Source organism: Pseudoalteromonas rubra, assembly GCF_000238295.3.
Taxonomy (GTDB): Bacteria; Pseudomonadota; Gammaproteobacteria; order Enterobacterales; family Alteromonadaceae; genus Pseudoalteromonas; species Pseudoalteromonas rubra.
In genome coordinates, this window is the sequence record NZ_AHCD03000044.1 from 274306 (window position 1) to 294221 (window position 19916).

Here is a 19916-nt window from a genome sequence, read left to right on the forward strand (position 1 = left end):
CGAGAGGGGATTGAGACCCTTTACCTCTAAATCTAACGCGGTGATTTCTTTGTTGTGTTTTGAGACTCAGCGAAGTATACCGGCGTAAAATCAAAATCGAAGTTGTGTTCTCCGCCCGAGAGGAGAATAATCAAAGTCACAATAAGTACCGAGCTGAAATACATCCGTGTAGCTATGCCCATCGGTCATCCATGACCTCACCTCAGCAAGCTGCGACGATAATTAATCGTCGGTCTTGCTTCGCCCCGCACGAGAGGGTGAGCGCCGCCCGGAAAAAGCACTGCTTTTTCAGGCGTGAACGGTGAAAAGTCATGCTGTTTAAGCAACGCTTAAATGACTTTGAACACTGTAGGCAGGAAGCCGAAAGCCGGTTTTGGTGATTTGCAAGGACAGTAAATCAACAAAACAGGCAATGGACGCCGATTCTGGCGAACGCACCACTTGGCGCTTCATGGATGAATTCACAGCACATTATTGAAATTAGCAATTACGTTCCCCGCGTGAGAGGGGATTGAAACAATGCGACCTGGTAATGAGTATTCGTGCATGTTGTTGTGTTCCCCGCATGAGAGGGGATTGAGACACCGCTAATAAGCAAATAGTCGTAATCTGGATCTGGCTGCGTTCCCCGCAAGAGAGGGGATTGAGACAGATTTGGGATATTGGCAAACACCAACTCCCGCGCAGCGTTCCCCGCACGAAAGGGGATTGAGACTCTTAAAAATGATTTATAGCCTCGCGGAATTGAGCTGTGCTCTCCGCCTGAGAGAGGATTGAACGAAGTTACAATAAGTACCGAGCTGAAATACATCCGTGTAGCCGTGCCCATCGGTCATCCATGATCTCACCTCAGCAAGCTGCGACGATAATTAATCGTCGGTCTTGCTTCGCCCATCGGTCATCCATGACCTCACCTGTGCAAGCTGCGACGATAATTGATCGTCGGTCTTGCTTCGCCCCGCACGAGAGGGGATTGAGACACCGCTCAGGGCCGTTATGCAATCTGGCACTATGCTGCATTCCCCGCTGATGCTACATGCTTTTTGCGCTAACCCCTGGTGCTCATAAAAACCCGGGGAGGTTAGCGCTTCTGTAAGTTGATGTTTATTAGAATGTTGTGTAGTTTAAGCTCATAGTGTAAGTCGGCTTTGAACAAAAAAGTCAGAGGTTAGCGCAAAAGCCTGTTTTTGGCCTTGTGCTATGCTGGCTTCAGCTTAGGCTGCAGCGTTCCCCGCACGAGAGGGGATTGAGACATTGCTGGCGCAGCTAATCTCTGTACCAGCTTGGCAGCGTTCCCCGCACGAGAGGGGATTGAGACTACTATCTGACTCAGTGGGAAGATGAGCAGTGAAGCAGCGTTCCCCGCACGAGAGGGGATTGAGACTAATACCAGCTCACCGGCCCGTTGGACCGATACGCAGCGTTCTCCGCACGAGAGGGGATTGAGACCTGCCGTTGATGCTCAGGCGTTAACGGCCAGCTAGCAGCGTTCCCCGCACGAGAGGGGATTGAGACACCAGCTGGAAGTAGCGGTTGCTCATGGGGTGGAAGCAGCGTTCCCCGCACGAGAGGGGATTGAGACCACAGCTCAGCTCATCAAAAAAGCTCTCAGGCAAGCAGCGTTCCCCGCACGAGAGGGGATTGAGATGGCGGGTTTCACCGTAAACGAGACCGCCTTCAGGCAGCGTTCCCCGCACGAGAGGGGATTGAGACCATACCTTTGCTTTAACTGGAGTAATTTTTCTTTGCAGCGTTCCCCGCACGAGAGGGGATTGAGACTGGCTGTTCGAATATCAAATTCGGCGGTATCAGTGGCTACGTTCCCCGCTTGAGAGGGGATTGAGACATGGCTCTGTCGTCTACCGGACTAAACTCCAGCGGGCTGCGTTCCCCGCGTGAGAGGGGATTGAGACAGATTCTGGCGAATCAGCGCCTTCATCAATCCAGGCTGCGTTCCCCGCGTGAGAGGGGATTGAGACACGTTGATGGGCTCCGGCAGGCCCTCACCTTCACAGCTGCTTTCCCCGCACGAGAGGGGATTGAGACTGACAATCTGATGCTTATTTCCTCAAAGGTCTGCTGCTTTCCCCGCACGAGAGGGGATTGAGACACATGACGAAAGGCTACACTTAAAAACTCTAAAGCTGCGTTCCCTGCACGAGAGGGGATTGAGACAATCCAACAATCGAACTGGTCGGCAAGAGCCAGGCTGTGTTCCCCGCACAAGAGGGGATTGAGACTCTTAAAAATGATTTATAGCCTCGCGGAATTGAGCTGAGCTCTCCGCACGAGAGAGGATTGAACGAAGTCACAATAAGTACCGAGCTGAAATACATCCGTGTAGTTGTGCCCATCGGTCATCCATGGCCTCACCTCAGCAAACTGCGACGATAATTGATCGTCGGTCTTGCTTCGCCCCGCACTTCAGACGCTGAAAGGTGATAAAAAATGATCAGTTTTATGTTGTTTTTATTTACAACTGTAAAATTAGTGTTTATATTTTTTGGTTCCCAATAAAGGAAACACAAAGGTATACACATGTTAAAGGTTAAAAAAACACTTTCAATGACAGCGTTGTCTGTCTCGCTGGGACTGGGTCTGAGTGCCGCAGCGATTGCCCAGCCGGCTAATGTCGGTGAGCACTTACTTGATAGTATAAGTACTGAATATTATGAGCCTGAAATTGTTGGTGGTAATCCAGCCAATACTGCAGACTGGCCATTCTATACACAAATTTTAAGCTCGAATGGCACCACGGCATTTTGTGGTGGTAGCTATGTCGGTGATGGTTATGTACTGACTGCAGCACACTGTGTGAGTGGCAGATCGGCAAGCGGCCTCAATGTTAAAGTGGCGGGCTTTATCCTTGGTGGCAATGATGGTGACCGCATTGCTGTGGCCGAAAAATACGTTCATCCACAGTATAACAGCAGCACGTTAAACCACGATATTGCACTGCTTAAGCTGGTTCGTACTCCAACTCAGGGGTCTAGCGTTACGCTGGCGCAGGGTAATGTTGAGCAATATGTACGCGTTGGTGATTTAATTTCTGTTGCTGGTCTTGGCCGTTTGAGCGAAGGCGGCAGTCGTCCTACTAACCTGTATGAGGTAGACGTGCCACTGGTCTCTGATCAGGTATGTCGTCAGTCTGGCGGCTCGTATCAGAATGTGGGCAGCGTGGCGTTCTGTGCCGGCTACCCTGAGGGTCAGAAAGACTCTTGTAGCGGTGACAGCGGTGGCCCAATCGTAGCAAACTCCGGCGGCCAGGTGGTACAGCTGGGGATCGTCAGCTGGGGGATTGGCTGTGCACGTCCTGCAAAATATGGTGTGTACTCAGATGTGGCGGCACTGCGCAGCTGGATCGACAGCGTAAAAGGCGGTGCAGAGCCGGTTTCTGTGTCGTTCAAAGCAAACGATACGCTGACGGGTTTCAAGGTTGGCGAAACCAAAGCACATACTTTCACCATCACCAACTCAGGCAATACGCCATTCAGCTTTAAGACCTTAAATGTAACCGCCAGCGGTGTCACTTCTGGTCTGGTTAAGCCGGTTGATACATGTAGCGCGAGCACGCTTGCTGCAAATCAGAGCTGTCAGGTGGGGGTTGAATTTGGTGCCAGCGGCAGTGGCTCAGCCGGTGTTGCTGTCAACTTTACCCTGGAAGAAAGCCAGGTGAACTACAGCGCCAAAGCCACGGCGACGGTCACATCTGGTGGTGATACGAACTGTCCTGGCAACTGGGATGCGAGCAAGGTTTACAATAAGCCAGATCAGGTGACTTATCAGGGCTTTAAGTATGAAGCACGTTGGTGGACACGTGGCGATGTGCCAAGTGAATCGGGCACCTGGGGCGTATGGAGATTGCTTGGTCAGGACACAAGTTGTACACGCTAAGCAATTAAGTAATATCAATTTGACCTAATACTTGGTCTATTTTCTCGCCTCAAAATAGCCCACTTAACTAAGCAAATTGGTATAAAAAAGCAGCTTCGGCTGCTTTTTTAATGCAAAAATAAAGGGATCAACGTGTTACCTGACTGACGGCTAGCGCTCGCCACCGCGGGTCATTTTCAGCAACGTCCGGTCGCGTTTAACCAAGTGATGGTACAAGGCTGCAGCGGCATGACCCAGGATCAGCAGCCAGACAAGCCAGGCGCCGAGAATCTCCTTGTGAATAAAGTCGATGGGTTTTTCAAACTCGGCGAATGACAGTCCCAGCCCCTGCTCGACGAGCGTGCTAAACAGCGCTGTGCTTTCAAATTTAGGAATATCAAACAAAAAGAAAAACTCGGTGTCCACGCCCGTGCCAATATAGCCGGTTAATGGTGCAATGATCATCACGGCATACAAAGCGTAGTGACCAAGATGGGCGGCCAGATGCTCGATGCGGGTGCCAGGTTCCGCTGTGGGTGCGGTATTTAGCCATCGCCAGATGAGTCTGAGTGCGACAATCACCGCAATTGAAACACCGAATGACAAATGGAGCTGCAATGCGGTCCAGTTTTCCGGGGTTTTGGCTTCAGTAAACCACTGACGATAATAAACGCTGACATAAGCCGCAAGAAATAACAGGGCTGTGCCCCAGTGTAGCCATTTTGCAATGGTGCCATAATCTCGTGGGGTATTTGTGATGCTCACGGGGTTGCTCCGGATAATGATTGGTTACTTCCCAGGATGGTAACAGCTCGTGATGTGAATGAATGCCGCAAAGATCCGGATAAAGTATTCTGTTTTGGAGAACACTGATGTTAATACTCTGATTTACATCACCTTTATTTAATAGGATGTGAGGTGTGCTGGTTACCGCACGTGAGGCTGGTTTTGATTTGCCCTGCTATACTGCAAGCGAATACAGTGTGAATCAGCCGGAGGTCCTTTGCTTACTTTAACCTTAGTCTCTCTGTCGGGGTGGTCCGATATTGTCGAGCGTATTGGCCAGCCTACAGCACATAAAGTATGGCGTGCGTTAGTGGTGTTACTGTCGCAAAATGGCCAACCCGGGTTGAAGCAGGACATATTCGAGCTGGGTGAGCTGTGGTTCGAAACCGAACAGTTTGATTCTCCCGCGCAGGCGGAAAGAGCACTGAGTCAACTTGTGGCGCAGCACCTGCTGCACGAGCTGGATTGTCAGCTGGTACATGAAGCCGAGATCCAGGTGAGCTCAGCGCAGGTGACAGAGCAAACCTCACAGGAACAAACTATTCGGGCTGGTGCGGCCTGTGCTCTGAACGAGCTTTACCCGGATAGCAAAGAAGACTTGTTGCGGGTGTTTGCCAACAAAAACTTGCTGCCTTACTGGCAGTCAATTCAGCTGGTGCAAAGCAACGGCATATTTGGATACGAAGCCTTGATCCGAGGTCCGAAGGCGTCACCCTTGCACCGTGCCGACAAGCTCTTTGGTGCTGCCATGGCGCAGGGGCGACAGTTTGATATGGAAAAGCTGGCACTGACTACCCACTTAGCAACGCATCAGGGTCAATGCGAGCGACAAAGCACGGTAAGGTTAACGGTTAATCTCTCACCCGCTTTACTATTTGACGCGGACGTGTCGGGCGCATTGCTCGATTATCCTTATGCGCACTTGCTCTGTATTGAGTTGACTGAACATCTGCCAGTCGATGACTGGGCCCCCATCAAAGCAAAGATGGCCGAATTGCGCCAGCTAGGTTACACCTTCTGGCTCGACGATGTTGGTTGCGGATTCTTTGAGCTGACTTTGATCAATGCAGTGAAACCCGATGTGGTGAAGCTGTGTATCACCATTATCAGTCGCCTGGATTATGGCGCTGAGATCATCGATGAGATAAGGCAAGTGGTTGATACGGTGCATCTATATGGTGGTAAGGTGCTGGCCGAAGGCATAGAAACGCAGCAGCAGCTAGCTATCGCCCGGGAGCTGGGGGTTGATTTTGCACAGGGATATTTGTTTGATAAGCCAAGGGAAGCCGGGCTGTAACCAGCTAAATCTGTGCTTCGACAAGATGGCTTTCAATCTTGAGCGCAATCAGTATACTGCGATTATTAAACCGGTGCAGATGATTGGAGTAGTAACATGCAGTGCCCAAGAACGTCACACCCACTTAAGCCAGTGAAAGTGGGTGGTATTAAAGTGTATATATCCGAGCACAGTGGTGGTGTCTTTTTTGACAACCAGGTGCTGTCTAATTTCACTAACCCCTCTGCATTGCGCTCAGAGGTGCTGGCAAAACACCTGCGCCAGTTTTCCGCTCCGCTTGGCGATGAAAGCGCCCGGATCAAGTGCCCGAAATGCCCTGATATCGTCATGATGCGTCGTTATTTTAGTCCGTTACGTGTGGTTGAAATTGATGAGTGCCCAGGCTGTGGTGGCATCTGGCTTGATACTGGTGAGCTGGATACATTGCATGAGAATCACCTGAGTGCAAAAGAGCGTGAGATGCTAAGGGTCAAAATGCTTGAAGCGCACCAGACCTTTCACGTTGACAGCCCAAAGCGTTATAAATTGTCTGAGCAGGATGGACGCAGCAATCTTGAAAAAGTGTTTGCCATTGCCGCAGACGTGATCAGTGATTAATGAGCAAGTGGTGCGCCCGCCCTGTCGTTTTGCACAAAAGTCGGTAGTGTTATCTCAGTGAATGAACCAGGATCACGGTTAGCTGAATAACAATACCGAGCCAAAAAAACACCGTGTAACCGGCATACCATGTTTGACGTAATGGCTGAAACTCCGGTTTATTTGGCAGGGGGTGTTCGGATGGACCAATATACATAGGAAACCCCAGTTGGTAGTTGTTCATCTGGGTCAGGTTGAACAATCCGAGTATAAGATTAAGCGTTACAAAGCTGAAAAATTGCTCTAAAGGGTGGCTGAAGTAGCTCAGCGCAGACACACTAAAGAGGTATGCCCAGTATCGAGTAAACGAATAATGCGCAGATATTACATTCATCACTCGGGCTGACGTTGTTTTTGTGACTCGAAGCATGCGAATTGACTCGGGCACTAACTGTTGATGTCTAGCAGCATACCGACGGCCACACCGATCGCTACACCAAGCGTTACGCCATTGACGATATTCTCAGAAGAGACGCCTATAGCAGTACCAACAGCCAATCCGGTGACCATACTGACGCCAATTTTGCTGGCTATCTTTTTACGATTTTGTTTATCTGTCTTCATGATTTCACTCCTTTAAAGTCACGTTAGACAGTGGCTAATTTAGCACCAAAAGACACCTTATGCTATTTATTTCAATAAATGTGGAATGAAAAAATAGCAACGCGACGTTATTGGGTTAGGTTGGATTGGCATGTTAACAGCTAAAAGAAAGCCACTGTAAACGGGGTTTACAGTGGCTGTGTAGGGCGCTTAACCGCGTTGGTGTGGCTGCGAGTAATCGATATTCGGGCCAACCGGCACAACCTGAGTCGGGTTGATCATGGTGTGGCTAAAATAGTAGTGGCGCTTGATATGGTAGAAATCCACCGTCTCGGCGACATTAGGCCATTGATATAGCTCGCGGATATAGCCGGCCAGATTTGGATAGTCTTCAATTTGCTTGAGGTTACATTTAAAGTGACCATGGTAAACACTGTCGAAACGGATCAGGGTGGTGAATAAACGCCAGTCTGCTTCTGTGAGGGTGTCACCAACCAGATAGCGTTGCTTGCTCAGTTTTTGTTCCAGCTGCTCAAGCGCCTCAAATAAGGCCTGTACCGCTTCTTCATAGGCTGCCTGCTCGGTGGCAAAGCCAGCTTTGTATACCCCATTATTGATTTTGTGGTAAACAAAATCGTTAATGTCGTCGATGTCCTGGCGCAGTGCTTCAGGGTAGTAGTCATCTGTGTTGCCTGTCAGCTCGTTAAAAGCTGAATTGAACATACGGATAATCTCGCTCGACTCATTACTGACGATGCGCTGAGTTTGTTTGTCCCATAGCACTGGCACTGTCACACGACCTGAATAGTCTGCTTTATTGCGTGTATACAGCTGGTGCATGTAGTCATGACCAAACAGAGTATCTCCGCTGCTGCCGGTTGCCTTGTCAAAGGTCCAGCCGTGCTCCAGCATATCAGGACTGACTACAGACACATCAATGTGTGCTTCAAGCTGTTTTAAGCGTCTAAAGATCAGTGTTCTGTGGGCCCACGGACATGCCAGCGACACATATAAATGGTAGCGGCCAGACTCGGCTTTAAAGCCACTGTCGCCCGATGGTCCGGCGCTGCCATCAGCCGTTATCCAGTTGCGCAATTGCGCGTTTTCGCGTTTAAACTTGCCCTGATTGCTCTTGGTATCGTACCAGACATCATGCCACTTACCTTCAATTAATCGTCCCATTGTATTGTCCTCTTAATTTGCTAAATGCTTTACTGTGCCGGGCATTAAATGCTACCGAATTTTCCGGCCTGATAATCACGTACTGCCTGTTGCAGCTCTGCCTGGGTGTTCATAACGAACGGACCCATGTGGGCAATTTTTTCACCAATAGGGTGGCCGGCCAGCACCAGCATCCCTGCACCTTCCGGACCGCTGCTCAGTTCAACCGGGTGTGTCGGGTCCAATTCCAGCTGATAAGTGGCACTGAATTGCGAGTCTGCCAGTGTGCCGGTATGAATATAGATAAGGACTTTGCCATAGCCCGACATATCCAGTGTAACCTGCTGGTTGGGTGGTAAAATCACATCCGCAATGGCACCATTGCCTGCTAAATCATTCAGTGGCGAGCGAACCGTTTGTGCACCCAGTTGCCAGCTACCCGCCAGTGCTTTGAGCTCGGCGCCAGAGTCGGTGGTAATTACAGGCGCCTTGTGTTCGGTTGTGTCCTGATAGCGGGGCGCACGCATTTTGTCTTTGGCTGGCATATTGAGCCAGATCTGGAAACCATGCATACCCTGCTTGGCGTCACTGAGTGGCATTTCAGAGTGAATGACGCCGCGCCCGGTGCTCATCCATTGCACATCACCCGCACGAATAGCCTTTTTATTGCCCATCTGGTCCTGATGTTCAAAGCCGCCCTTACGAATATAGGTAAAGGTTTCAATACCACGATGTGGGTGAGGCGGAAAGCCCGCCATATAGTCGTTGCTGTTGTCTGATTTCAGTTCATCGATCATCAAAAAGGGATCTAAACTCTTGCCATCAAAGCCCGCAATACGGCTGATGTTCACGCCCGCGCCATCCTGCGTAGCCTGTGCTTTATTGATACGAATAATCTGCATAAAAACCTCGTTGCCTGCGCCATCAGTTAAAGTTAGTCCAATGCGCTGTGTCTGCCTGATGTGATCACTTTAGCAATGGCTATGTGAGAATGAAATTTGCAAATATTGAAGGTTTCGTTCGATTTAATAGAATCTTTACCGTTAAGGAGTCGCTCAGTTTACCGATTAGATACTGGCGGCGTATAATTATAAGGTACACTTGGTCGCGACCAACAGTGACAGACCCAATTAAGGAAAGCATAATGAATAAAATCGGATTACTTGGTGCTTTGGTGAGTGTTGCTTTGCAGGCTCCCGTTTCTGCACAGACTTCTGAGTCCCACTGGCAATGCAATGAGCAAACACTGGAGTTTAATAATCGAGCCGAAGACAACTTACATGCCTATCTGAGTTTTTTGGCGCGCAACCCCAGCGCGTTACCGAGCAAATTAAACGCTCAGGACAGGCAAAAATGGCATGCTGCTATCGAGCAGTATCAGTTACATACAAGCCAGCCCAGGTTTCACCCTTTGTTTAGTGACTCTGTATTGAGTGAGTTGACGGAACACCTGTTTGATACCAACAGTGCGGTGACCGACTTACCTGTAAACGACCTGACGCGTGGCTATTTTGCGGTGATGAGCAGCTACCGAGACGAGATATGGCCACAACATCAGGCTCAGAACCAGGCCTGGACGGCGCAGAGCATTGCATTGCTCGATGAGTACGGCGAACAGGTTTGTTCACGGCTGAATGAAATATTTGGAACAGATGTGATTGTGGCGCAGCAGCATCGCGTTTTAACCGTTGCCCGACCGTTTACACACGCTGGTGCTTTTACCTCTGGCAGGAACTTGATTACGTTTATCAATACCTATCAGGCGGGTTTTAATGACTGGTTTGCGCTCGAAATGTTGTTTCATGAGGTGGCACACACCAGCTTCCCGGATTCTCCTTTGTATCAGGCGCTGGAAAGCCGGGCGAAACAACAGGGTAAGCAAGCTGCGTTTAAATCATTGTGGCATCCCATGTTATTTTATATTGTCGGTGAGGCAACCCGACAGGCGCTTGCCGCACAGGGGCATACCTTTGTGCCTTATGCGCACTGGAAGGGGTTATATAAAAATCGTCCGGAGCCGCTTGCCAAACTAACGCAATATTGGCAGCCCTATATGGCAGGTCAGGTATCGCAGCAGCAGGCCATCAATAATCTGATAGAGGCCCTGTAACGCACAAAATAATAATTCCTGCCTTGACCTGTGCAAGAAAGTGACTTTAACTTTGTGTGTCATTTGACCCGTGAGGGATAGCAAAGGGATTGCAAGGCGGTAGGCACCCGATGAAATTTTCGTTAAACTTGAAGGCAGAGCCGTTGCTCTTTTTTAGGTGTGATCACCTTTGAGTTGTTTGTGGCAAAGTTCCACGGCGCCCGGCTGAGCGCGTATGTCAGCCTGATTAAGAGTACAAACTATGTTAGAGCAAATGCTACTGAGCAACCTGAACAATAAGAATGAACTCAGCGATGAGTCTTTCGAGTATAAGAGCATTTTTTTGAGCTCAGTTGTTCCGGATCCCTCCAATGGTCGATTTTTACCGTCTATTTTCGTCAGTGATGAAGACGCTCGTCTGTTTGTGGCGCGTAAACTGAGTAAAGCACAGCTCACCAAGCTTTATCAGGGAGAAAACCACGTTCTGATCGGTAAATCGATCATCATTAACTGTTTGAAACGCGATACGGAAGACTGGAAACGGGCTTCGCAAACCATAGATTCCATCATTGAGCTGGGCAACAACATTTCTGTGTCTGAAATGATCCAGGTACCCACTTTATATCCCCTGGAGGATGGTCGCTTTCAAATCCTCACGGGACACCGCCGATTTTTCGCACTGGTATACGCCAAAGGGTATGGTGCGGCTGCGCAGTTTAAGGTCTACGATAATAAGCCCCTGCTGACTAAGGTTAAGCAGTTTCAGGAAAATGCCAGTCGTGAGGATCTGCCTCAGTATGGTAAGTTACAGGCGTTTTCTAATGCGATGACAGAGATTGAACAGCTGAATAAGGCACGCCTGCAGGCTGGCATGTCGCGACTCACGGTCAGGACCATAGTCCCCAAACTTGGCATTTCAATGGGCGCATACGATAACTACAACGTGCTATCACGTTATCCGGTGGTTATGTCAGCCTATGAAACCGGGTGCAGTTATTCTTTTGTCAAAATGAAGCGACTTATTTTGTCTGTGGAGTCGCAATATAAGGCGCAGCATGACAAGTCGACCTTAAATGCTGTGGATAAACGCGCTATCTCTGACCTCATTGTGCAGCAATTACAGGGGATCAAAAAGCGACCTGAGAAAAGTAAAGCCCCTTTTGTCACCACATCGTTTGGCTCGCCCGGTGCACTGCAAAAATTGCTGACACAGGATGTCACGCAGCTGGCATGCGGCGTCGACTGGTCCACACTTGACTGGCAGGATAAAAAAGCCGTGTCAACGGCGCTGGCACAGGTGATTGCCCATCTTGAACAAGAGTAATCACATCAACAAAACCTGACGTGCGTTACCCTCTTAGAATTGTATCAGTGTAAATAGTGACATAATGGCGGTATCTTGGGGCCGCCATGGCGCGCCCCTTTGTTGCGTTTTATACGATTTTTCTATTTCATTACAATGAATTTTGCTCATTAAGTAGACACCAGGATGCCGCCAAACATGCGCCTGCGGCTGGGTTTACTGCGATCAGTTTGGTGTTCATTTTGGGTAAGCCGTGTAGTCTTTGTCGGGGTTTAAGCTGGGAGTTATTTGTGATCAGGGCATTGATGCCAGTTTTGCATTTGTGCCAACAAACCGCACGAATTTGAGAATATGACAGCAAGAAGTCACTTTTTTATGGCTTTTTTATTGCGCCATCCATGAAAATAAAATCTATAAATTAATCAAGTCTGTAAACGTCATAAACACGGTGAGTCTGAACGGCTGGCTGCGCGCCCTGCAGCGCTTTTGCACCATTTTGAAACAATTAATTCCCTAAACCGTCATGTTATTGTCCCGATGTATGGGGTATAAATGTCCCCAATGAAGCACATTGACCAGGTTCGAAAAGCGTAAATAGTATCGGTCTGCATTGAGCTGTGAACTGGATATTGCGCCACAGAGAGGGCTTTGGCACAGGGTTGTTAATGTTGTTGTTTAAATGTTGCTTTGTTCTATACCTGTTTTAGGTAAGTTTTGCAGATCAAGTAAAAAGAAGTGAAAAACTCAATTAAGTCAATAAAAATAAAGGTTTATTGATTTGGTTTATGAAATTTATAATTTTGAGAAATAAAAGTGTAGAAAAAAGATGCAGATTACATAATAATGCGTTTGCGTGAAAATTTAACACTTTGCAATACTTTTTAACATGGACTGATAAGATGAAAAATGACGCACTGACAGAACTGGGCATCAATCTGAATATCCACAATATGAATTCAGAGGCTGTAGATGTACAGCTGCTCCATCACATCTTCAAGATAGCCTATGACTTTGGTTACCAAGACGGGCGTAGTGGTGTATACGTTTGCCCGGCTTCGTCACTGCGTTCATTAAGTGGCTGCGAGCTTGACGCATAAGTCAGGCTATGAATTTATACATATCTTAGTCCCGTTGACTGACATTGCGGCATGTTAGCGGGCTACAACAGCAACAATAAACCAAAGAGCCCTGCATTTGCATGCGGGGTTCTATGATGCCAATTCACTTAATTGTGTACGCTATTTTGTAGCGAAAAAGTGTCGCGACAATATGACAACCCGGGTATGAGCCTAGGTTCATCGAATGGGGCTTTGAATAAGTACAGTGTGCTGGACTTTTCATTCAATATGGCAAAAAGATTAAGACTGATTGGACTTATGTATCACTGGTGGTGATATCACAGGTTCCCTGCTTTAGGGATTCTGATGCCGGTGTTTTTTCTTTATATCAATATGATTGCAAAAGCGAAAATATGAAACAGTTCTTTTTACAGCTCAGCGAGAAAGGGATCAAACTTACTGTCGACGAACAGGGTAAGTTACTGGTCAGAGGTAAGCTCAAGGCTTTGACAGCAGACGAGAAAGACTTTCTAAAGAACAACAAACAACAGATCATCCAAGCGATTGGACAGCGTCAAAGTGGCGTTACTGAGTCGCCTATTGCGGTTGCCAAAGCTCAGCCTGGCGAGCCGCCGGTATTGTCTTTTTCTCAGCGCCGTTTGTGGTTTATTGACCAACTGAATCGCGGCTCCAGCGAGTACAATATGCCGATGGCTTTCGAGGTGTATGGATGCCTGGATGTAGCCAAGGTGGAGCAAGCACTGAATGTCATAGTGCAGCGCCATGAGGTGTTAAGAACGGTTTTTTATGAGTGTGATGGTGCGCCGTGTCTGCGCGTGTTAGACGATGCCAGATTGCATATCACAGTGTTAGATTTGAGTGACCAGGCAGACCCGCATCAAGCTGCCAGGGCTCATCTGGAGCGCGAAGCAAGCCGCCCCTTTGATCTCAGCCAGGATCTGATGATAAGAGCCAGCTATCTGCAATTAACGCATGATGATGCAGAACACTGTCAGGCGCTGTTGAGCTTTAATATGCATCATATTGCGTCGGATGGCTGGTCAATGGATGTATTGACCAAAGAGTTCTTTGCGATTTACCAGTCACTCGAACAAGGCACACCGAGCCCACTTGCTCCCCTTATCATTCAGTACAGCGACTTTGCACACTGGCAGCAGCGCAGCTTTGCACAAGCAGGGCTAAAAAAGCAGCTGGAATACTGGCAGCAACAGCTGCAACAGGTGCCGGCACTCCATCAGCTGCCATTAGATGCTAGCCGTCCAGCTGAAAAGCAGTATCGCGGTGAACTGGTCACCTCGCAACTGAGCAGCAAGGTCGCGACCAGGTTGCTTACCTTGGCCAAAGAATTACAACTGACGCCATTTATGCTGTTGCATGGGGCACTGGCGTTGGTACTGAGTCGTCATAGTAATAGTAAGGACATTGTCATTGGCAGCCCGGTGGCCAACCGTCAGGATCCATCGCTGGCACCGCTGATCGGATTTTTTGTCAATACCTTGGTGTTGCGAGTCAGCACAGCCCATGACACCTTGCGCGATTACCTGGCACACGTCAGAGCAGTCCATCTGGCGGCACAGAGCAATCAGGACGTGCCATTTGAGCAGCTGGTCGAAGTATTAAACGTACCACGCAATAACGCCTACAGTCCGTTATTTCAGATTTTACTGACAACAGACAACCAATTTAGTGCAGCCGCGGAGCAAGCGGAGCGTGTCCAGCTGGGTGAGGCGTCACTGCAGGCGATGCAGGATGTCAGCCTGACCACCAAATTTGACCTGGACATTCATATGTCACTGAATGAAGCTGGCGTCTCGATTGGCTGGACCTACGACGTCAGCTTGTTTGAACGAGTGCATATCAGTCAGTTGGATCAGCACCTGGGTAATGTGCTGAATGCAATGTCCGAGCTGGCTCATGCTGATAATGGGTCGACCAACCTGACCGCACTCTCTATGGTGAGTGAGCAAGAACAGCAGCAAGCGCTGACGTTAACAAGCGGCGCGCAGGTATCTTCTGAATGGCAGACCGTGCATCAGTTACTGGAATATCAGGCTCGGCATAACCCGAACGCCATTGCGCTGCAGGAGCACGGGACTGAGCTGACGTATGCAGAACTGAATGCCCGTGCCGACGCGCTGGCGATGCGCTTAATCACGGAATATGGTGTCACTGTGGGTCAACCTGTTGCGATTGTGGCACAGCGCAGCATTAGCACTGTGTGTGCGGTGGCCGCGCTGCTCAAAGCGGGCGCAACCTATGTACCTTTGGACCCCGAAGCCCCTGAAGAACGACTAAATTACATTATCGGCGAGCTGTCACTCTCGCTGGTGTTATCACAGAAACAAGACACCTTCGCTGGATTACCGTGTGTGCGACTGGACAACCCGGATTTATGGCAGCCAGTAACACAAGTGCACAGCCTGCCAGACATTGGCGGCGACCACAGTGCTTATATTCTCTATACTTCCGGCTCAACTGGTCGGCCAAAAGGCGTCAACCAGCGTCACAGCACTTTGGTGAATCTGAGTGTTCATCAGGCTGAGATTGACGGTATCACCCAGCCTTACCGGACTTTGCAATTTACCCCGCTGACGTTCGATGTTTCGGCTCAGGAACTGGCCACCAGCTGGCACACGGGCGCATGTCTGGTGTTGATGTCACAGCAGCAAAAAGACCAGTTGCAGGATCTGGCCAGCCTGGTTGCTGCGCAGGACATAGCGCGATTGTTTGTACCACCCGCTGTGTTTGATTTAATGGCTGAGCAGGTAAATCAAAATCCGGCCATTGATATGTCTGGGCTCAGACAGGTGTGTGTAGCCGGAGATGTGCTGAAACTCACTCCCAGTATTCGTCAGTTTATGGTGCAGCATCCATCCTGTGATTTATATAATCATTATGGCCCTACTGAAACTCACGTCGCCACAACGTGCCATGTCACACAATATGATCAGGAAGAAGCCAGTATAGGTCGTGCGATTGCCAATACCCAGTGTCTGATTTTGGATGCTGACTTAGTCCCGGTACCAACAGGCTGTGTGGGCGAATTGTATGTTGCAGGGCCAGGTGTTGCACTGGGCTACTACAACAATACTGAGCTGACTGACGAGCGTTTTATTGATGCCGCGCGTGTGCAGGCGTTACCTGCCAGCCAATCGCGACTTTATAAAACCGGCGATTTGGTCCGTGTCACACCGCAAGGTGACTTACAATATCTGGGCCGAAGCGATGAACAAATAAAAATTCGAGGATTCCGGATTGAACCTGGTGAGATAAGCGCCGTTCTGGAATCTTTTGATGAGGTTGAATCTGCATTGGTGCTGGCAATAGGTGAAGCAGCCAGCAAACAACTTGTTGCCTATGTTCGCCCTTGTATCACGTGTGAGACAAACGATGCACAGCAACACTTGACCACCACACTGTTGACGGCGCTCAGGTCCGTTTTGCCTGCTTACATGGTACCGACTGCTATCGCTTTAGTTGAGCAATGGCCACTCACCGCCAATGGTAAAATCGACCGACGTGCCTTGCCTGCGGTTAAAACAGATCTAGCTCTGAGTAAGGGCGAAGCGCTGCACACTCAGACAGAACAAACTCTGGCCGGGATTTGGGCGACCTTGCTTTCGTGTGAGGCTGAACAATTAACTCGTGAAGCAGACTTCTTTGCGCTCGGTGGTCATTCGTTGTTATCGGTACGGCTGGTATCCTTGATCCGCACTGAGTTTGAGGTCGAAATTGCCGTCAAACAGGTTTTCTCAGCCAGTACTTTGGCTGATCTGGCTGCGCTGATTGAGCAAAGCAGCAAAGTATCACGACCTGTGATCGAGGCGTTGCCGCGTGATACAGACAGCTTTGAATTATCTTATGCCCAGCAGCGACTGTGGTTTATCGATCAGTTCCAGGGCAGCTCTGCCCAGTACAATATGCCATTGGCTTTTGAAGTCGACGGCCCATTTGATTTGACTGTGGCGCAACAGGCACTGAGCGCGATCGTGGCCCGGCACGAAGTGCTAAGGACTGTGTATCAGGAAGGAGAGGCTGGGCCAGTGCAGGTCATCCTTACACCTCAACCTGTGATTATCCGTCATATTGAGCTACACCATATGGCGGGAACTGAGGCGCAACAACAGCTCGACCTGCTGCTGGCTGAAGACGCCCAGGCGCCATTTGACCTGGCCACAGATCTGATGCTGCGCGCCAGCTTCATCAGCCTCAACCCGACACGTGGCGTATTGCTGCTCAATATGCATCATATCGCCTCAGACGGTTGGTCACTGAACGTGTTCAGCCGCGAGTTTTTCTCTTTATATGCCGCACTGCGAAGCGGTCTGGACAACCCACTTACACCACTCAGTATTCAGTATGCCGATTTTGCCCAGTGGCAACGCAACTGGTTACAGGGAGATGTGCTGCAACAACAACTCGACTACTGGCAATCTCAGTTGAGTGATGCACCGGGCGTACACGGTATTCCACTGGATTATCCAAGGCCTGCTGAAAAAAGCTATGAAGGCGCTATGGTATCGGGTAAAGCCTCTGCACAGTTGGCTGCCCAGCTACGTGATATGGCCGCACATTACCAGATGACCCCGTTTATGTTGCTGCATGCGGTGCTGGCACTGACCATCAGCCGATACAGCAACAGTGTAGATGTGGTGATTGGTACGCCGGTGGCGAACCGACTTCAGGCTGAAGTGGAGCCGCTGATTGGCTTCTTTGTCAATATTCTAGCACTGCGGGTGAACACAGAGCAGCCATCGCTGGATGCGTATCTGCAACATGTCAGAGATGTGCATCTGGACGCGCAAAGTCATCAGGATCTACCGTTTGAGCAACTGGTGGATACATTACAGATCCCGCGGGGCGATGCCCATGCACCGCTGTGTCAGATCATGACGTCTTTTAATAGCGCGCAAACACCGTCCGGGTCTGAACAAAATGCGCTCGACGGGCTGACGCTCACGCCATTGATGCAGGCCGGTTGCGTGGCAAAATTCGACCTTGAAGTGGAGTTCTCACTGGGTGAGGCGGCACTTCAGGTTAACTGGATTTATGACACTTCGTTATTTTCACAGACCCATATCACGCACCTGAGTGAGCACCTGATGTTGTTGCTGGAGCGCCTCGTACAAACAGAGATGACCCACAGTTTGAACAACCCGCCCGGGCAGCTGAGTGTGCTGGCGAACGAACAAAGCCAGTATCTGGTTAATGCCCTCAATGATAACTATCATGAGTATGATCGGACCTTATGTATTCATCAGGCCTTTGAGCAGCAGGTTGAGCGCAACCCGGATCATATTGCACTTATCTTTGCTGATCAGCAGTTGAGTTATGCGCAGCTGAATAGCAAGGCTAACCAGCTTGCACACTATTTGCGAGAGCAGGGCACTATCACGTCGGATACCTTGATAGGGATAGCGCTGGATCGCTCGCTGGAAATGATCATCGCGACCCTGGCGGTGCTTAAAGCCGGTGGTGCTTATGTGCCACTGGATCCGGCCTATCCACCCGCACGATTGAGTTATATGCTCGAAGACGCCGGGATCAGGACCATCATCAGCAGTCAGGCCATCAGCGATGCTGTTTCTCTCACCGATTACGCGCTTATTCCGGTGGATGGCTTGCTCGATGATACCCATTTGGGGCCGTTCAGTCATTGCAGCGCAGAAAATCTGGATCATAAAGCGCTGGGGCTGCTGCCCACCAGTCTGGCCTATGAGATTTATACCTCAGGCTCGACGGGTCAGCCAAAAGGGGTGTTGCTGGAGCATCAGGGCATAGTCAATCTGGCGGACAACCAGCGCCGCGCCTTTGCCATTACGCCGCGCAGCAGGGTACTGCATTTCGCATCAATGAGCTTTGATGCGGGCACCTGGGAATATGCCATGGCACTGCTCAATGGCGCCACGCTGGTCATAGCCAGTAGCGAACAAAGACGCTCCCCAGATGACATTACTGCACTGCTTGCACAACAGCAGATCAGCCATGTGACTTTACCTCCGGCATTTTTGGCCATGATGCCACTCGACACCTCGCTGTCGCTGCAGGCATTAATAGTGGCAGGTGAAGCCTGTGAGCCGGAGCTGGTCAATCAGTGGTCGGCACATTATCCCTTCTTTAATGCTTATGGTCCTACGGAAGCGTCAGTATGTGCGTCTTATCAGCGCCTGTACCCGGGCACCCCGATCACTATAGGTAAACCACTGAACAATGTGAGCCTGTATGTCCTGGATAACCACATGGCGTTGGTGCCTCCTGGTGTGATTGGTGAGCTGCACATAGGTGGTGACGGGCTGGCACGTGGTTATCATCAGCGCCCTGAACTGAGTGCTGAGAAGTTTGTTGAAAACCCGTTTTATTATTATCCGGCACACCGTGACAGTACCCGTTTGTACAAAACGGGCGACCTGGCCAAAATTTTACCCGATGGCAGCATTGAGTTTGTCGGTCGCCTCGATGCTCAGGTCAAAATTCGCGGCTTCCGCATTGAGCTGAGCGAAGTGGAGGCACAGCTGAACCGCTGTGCGGTACTCGACTCTGCCGTGGTGCTGGTGAAACAGGCCAGCAATGGCACGGATATGCTCATTGCGTATATTCAACCGCGCGATGAAGCGCAGGACCAGGCCTCCGTGATACAGGACGTTGAGCAGCATTTACATGCTCAGTTGCCGGAATATATGGTGCCGAGCCGTTTTGTGGTGGTTGAGCAGTGGCCACTCACCCCGAATGGAAAAATAGATAAAAAAGCGTTGCCAGACGTGTCTGGTGTAGACAGTGAACAGCCTTATGTTGCACCCCAAACGGCGACCGAGCAGGCGCTGGCAGAAGTCTGGTCAGCCTTGTTAGGCATAGCGGCCAGCGAGATAAGCAGTCATGCACGCTTTTTTGAGCAAGGCGGCAACTCCATTTTGGTGACCCGGCTGGAAACCCAGATCCGTCACCGCTTCGCCGTTGAGTTTTCTATTAAAGAGCTGTTTGCACAGCCGCAGCTTAAGGAGCAGGCATTGCACATAGATTACCTGCTCAGTCGCCAGAGTGACCCGCTGGCAGAGGATGATGCTGAGCTGGAGGAAATGGACTGGTAACAGGACAAGGTTAGTCAGGCCACAGGCCTGAGATACAAGCACACGCAAAGACACAAAGTAAATA

General features: G+C 49.8%; 12 protein-coding genes. 7 read left to right on the forward strand and 5 right to left on the reverse strand.

Annotated features, from left to right (window positions below):
* The first annotated feature begins 2538 nt into the window (after positions 1-2538).
* Positions 2539-3894: a trypsin-like serine protease gene (locus PRUB_RS22435; RefSeq protein ID WP_010384236.1), complete on the forward strand. Its 1356-nt coding sequence runs from the start codon at positions 2539-2541 to the stop codon at positions 3892-3894.
* Between the two features lie 150 nt (positions 3895-4044).
* On the opposite strand, the gene PRUB_RS22440 is transcribed toward PRUB_RS22435, so the two are convergent.
* Entirely contained in the window at positions 4045-4638 is a 594-nt protein-coding gene (locus tag PRUB_RS22440) for a cytochrome b (protein WP_010384235.1), read from the reverse strand.
* Positions 4639-4876: 238 nt separating this feature from the next.
* Here PRUB_RS22440 and PRUB_RS22445 point away from each other — a divergent pair, with 238 nt between their 5' ends.
* On the forward strand, positions 4877-5956 hold the full coding sequence (locus PRUB_RS22445) for an EAL domain-containing protein (protein WP_010384232.1): 1080 nt from the start codon (positions 4877-4879) through the stop codon (positions 5954-5956).
* Between the two features lie 96 nt (positions 5957-6052).
* Entirely contained in the window at positions 6053-6553 is a 501-nt protein-coding gene (locus PRUB_RS22450) for a zf-TFIIB domain-containing protein (protein WP_010384231.1), read from the forward strand.
* 49 nt (positions 6554-6602) lie between these two features.
* On the opposite strand, the gene PRUB_RS22455 is transcribed toward PRUB_RS22450, so the two are convergent.
* The 4 genes from PRUB_RS22455 to PRUB_RS22470 all read right to left on the reverse strand — a co-directional run bounded on the left by PRUB_RS22455 (position 6603) and on the right by PRUB_RS22470 (position 9198).
* Positions 6603-6926: a hypothetical protein gene (locus PRUB_RS22455; RefSeq protein ID WP_021032873.1), complete on the reverse strand. Its 324-nt coding sequence runs from the start codon at positions 6924-6926 to the stop codon at positions 6603-6605.
* A 53-nt stretch (positions 6927-6979) separates the two neighbouring features.
* A complete protein-coding gene (locus PRUB_RS22460) occupies positions 6980-7156 on the reverse strand; it encodes a glycine zipper domain-containing protein (protein WP_155946340.1) in 177 nt (58 codons plus the stop codon).
* 189 nt (positions 7157-7345) lie between these two features.
* Positions 7346-8317: a glutathione S-transferase family protein gene (locus PRUB_RS22465; protein ID WP_010384229.1), complete on the reverse strand. Its 972-nt coding sequence runs from the start codon at positions 8315-8317 to the stop codon at positions 7346-7348.
* Between the two features lie 44 nt (positions 8318-8361).
* Positions 8362-9198 carry a pirin family protein gene (locus tag PRUB_RS22470; protein ID WP_010384228.1) on the reverse strand — a complete coding sequence of 279 codons (837 nt, stop codon included), beginning with the start codon at positions 9196-9198 and terminating at the stop codon, positions 8362-8364.
* A 242-nt stretch (positions 9199-9440) separates the two neighbouring features.
* Here PRUB_RS22470 and PRUB_RS22475 point away from each other — a divergent pair, with 242 nt between their 5' ends.
* The 4 genes from PRUB_RS22475 (at position 9441) to PRUB_RS22490 (ending at position 19852) form a co-directional block, all read left to right on the forward strand.
* A complete protein-coding gene (locus PRUB_RS22475; protein ID WP_010384227.1) occupies positions 9441-10406 on the forward strand; it encodes a hypothetical protein in 966 nt (321 codons plus the stop codon).
* Between the two features lie 241 nt (positions 10407-10647).
* Positions 10648-11709 (forward strand): hypothetical protein, encoded by a 1062-nt coding sequence (locus tag PRUB_RS22480; protein WP_010384226.1) that lies wholly within the window; start codon positions 10648-10650, stop codon positions 11707-11709.
* 878 nt (positions 11710-12587) lie between these two features.
* Positions 12588-12785: a hypothetical protein gene (locus PRUB_RS22485; protein WP_010384223.1), complete on the forward strand. Its 198-nt coding sequence runs from the start codon at positions 12588-12590 to the stop codon at positions 12783-12785.
* A gap of 374 nt (positions 12786-13159) precedes the next feature.
* Positions 13160-19852, forward strand: coding sequence for a non-ribosomal peptide synthetase (locus PRUB_RS22490; protein ID WP_010384222.1), 6693 nt, complete (start codon positions 13160-13162; stop codon positions 19850-19852).
* The last annotated feature ends 64 nt before the right edge of the window (positions 19853-19916 follow it).

Bases quoted from the DNA above. Each gene is read 5' to 3' on its own strand.
- PRUB_RS22450 (WP_010384231.1), top strand. From the start codon at position 6,053: ATGCAGTGCCCAAGAACGTCACACCCACTTAAGCCAGTGAAAGTGGGT.
- PRUB_RS22460 (WP_155946340.1), bottom strand. From the start codon at position 7,156: ATGAAGACAGATAAACAAAATCGTAAAAAGATAGCCAGCAAAATTGGC.
- PRUB_RS22435 (WP_010384236.1), top strand. From the start codon at position 2,539: ATGTTAAAGGTTAAAAAAACACTTTCAATGACAGCGTTGTCTGTCTCG.
- PRUB_RS22470 (WP_010384228.1), bottom strand. From the start codon at position 9,198: ATGCAGATTATTCGTATCAATAAAGCACAGGCTACGCAGGATGGCGCG.
- PRUB_RS22490 (WP_010384222.1), top strand. From the start codon at position 13,160: ATGAAACAGTTCTTTTTACAGCTCAGCGAGAAAGGGATCAAACTTACT.
- PRUB_RS22455 (WP_021032873.1), bottom strand. From the start codon at position 6,926: ATGAATGTAATATCTGCGCATTATTCGTTTACTCGATACTGGGCATAC.
- PRUB_RS22480 (WP_010384226.1), top strand. From the start codon at position 10,648: ATGTTAGAGCAAATGCTACTGAGCAACCTGAACAATAAGAATGAACTC.
- PRUB_RS22475 (WP_010384227.1), top strand. From the start codon at position 9,441: ATGAATAAAATCGGATTACTTGGTGCTTTGGTGAGTGTTGCTTTGCAG.
- PRUB_RS22465 (WP_010384229.1), bottom strand. From the start codon at position 8,317: ATGGGACGATTAATTGAAGGTAAGTGGCATGATGTCTGGTACGATACC.
- PRUB_RS22485 (WP_010384223.1), top strand. From the start codon at position 12,588: ATGAAAAATGACGCACTGACAGAACTGGGCATCAATCTGAATATCCAC.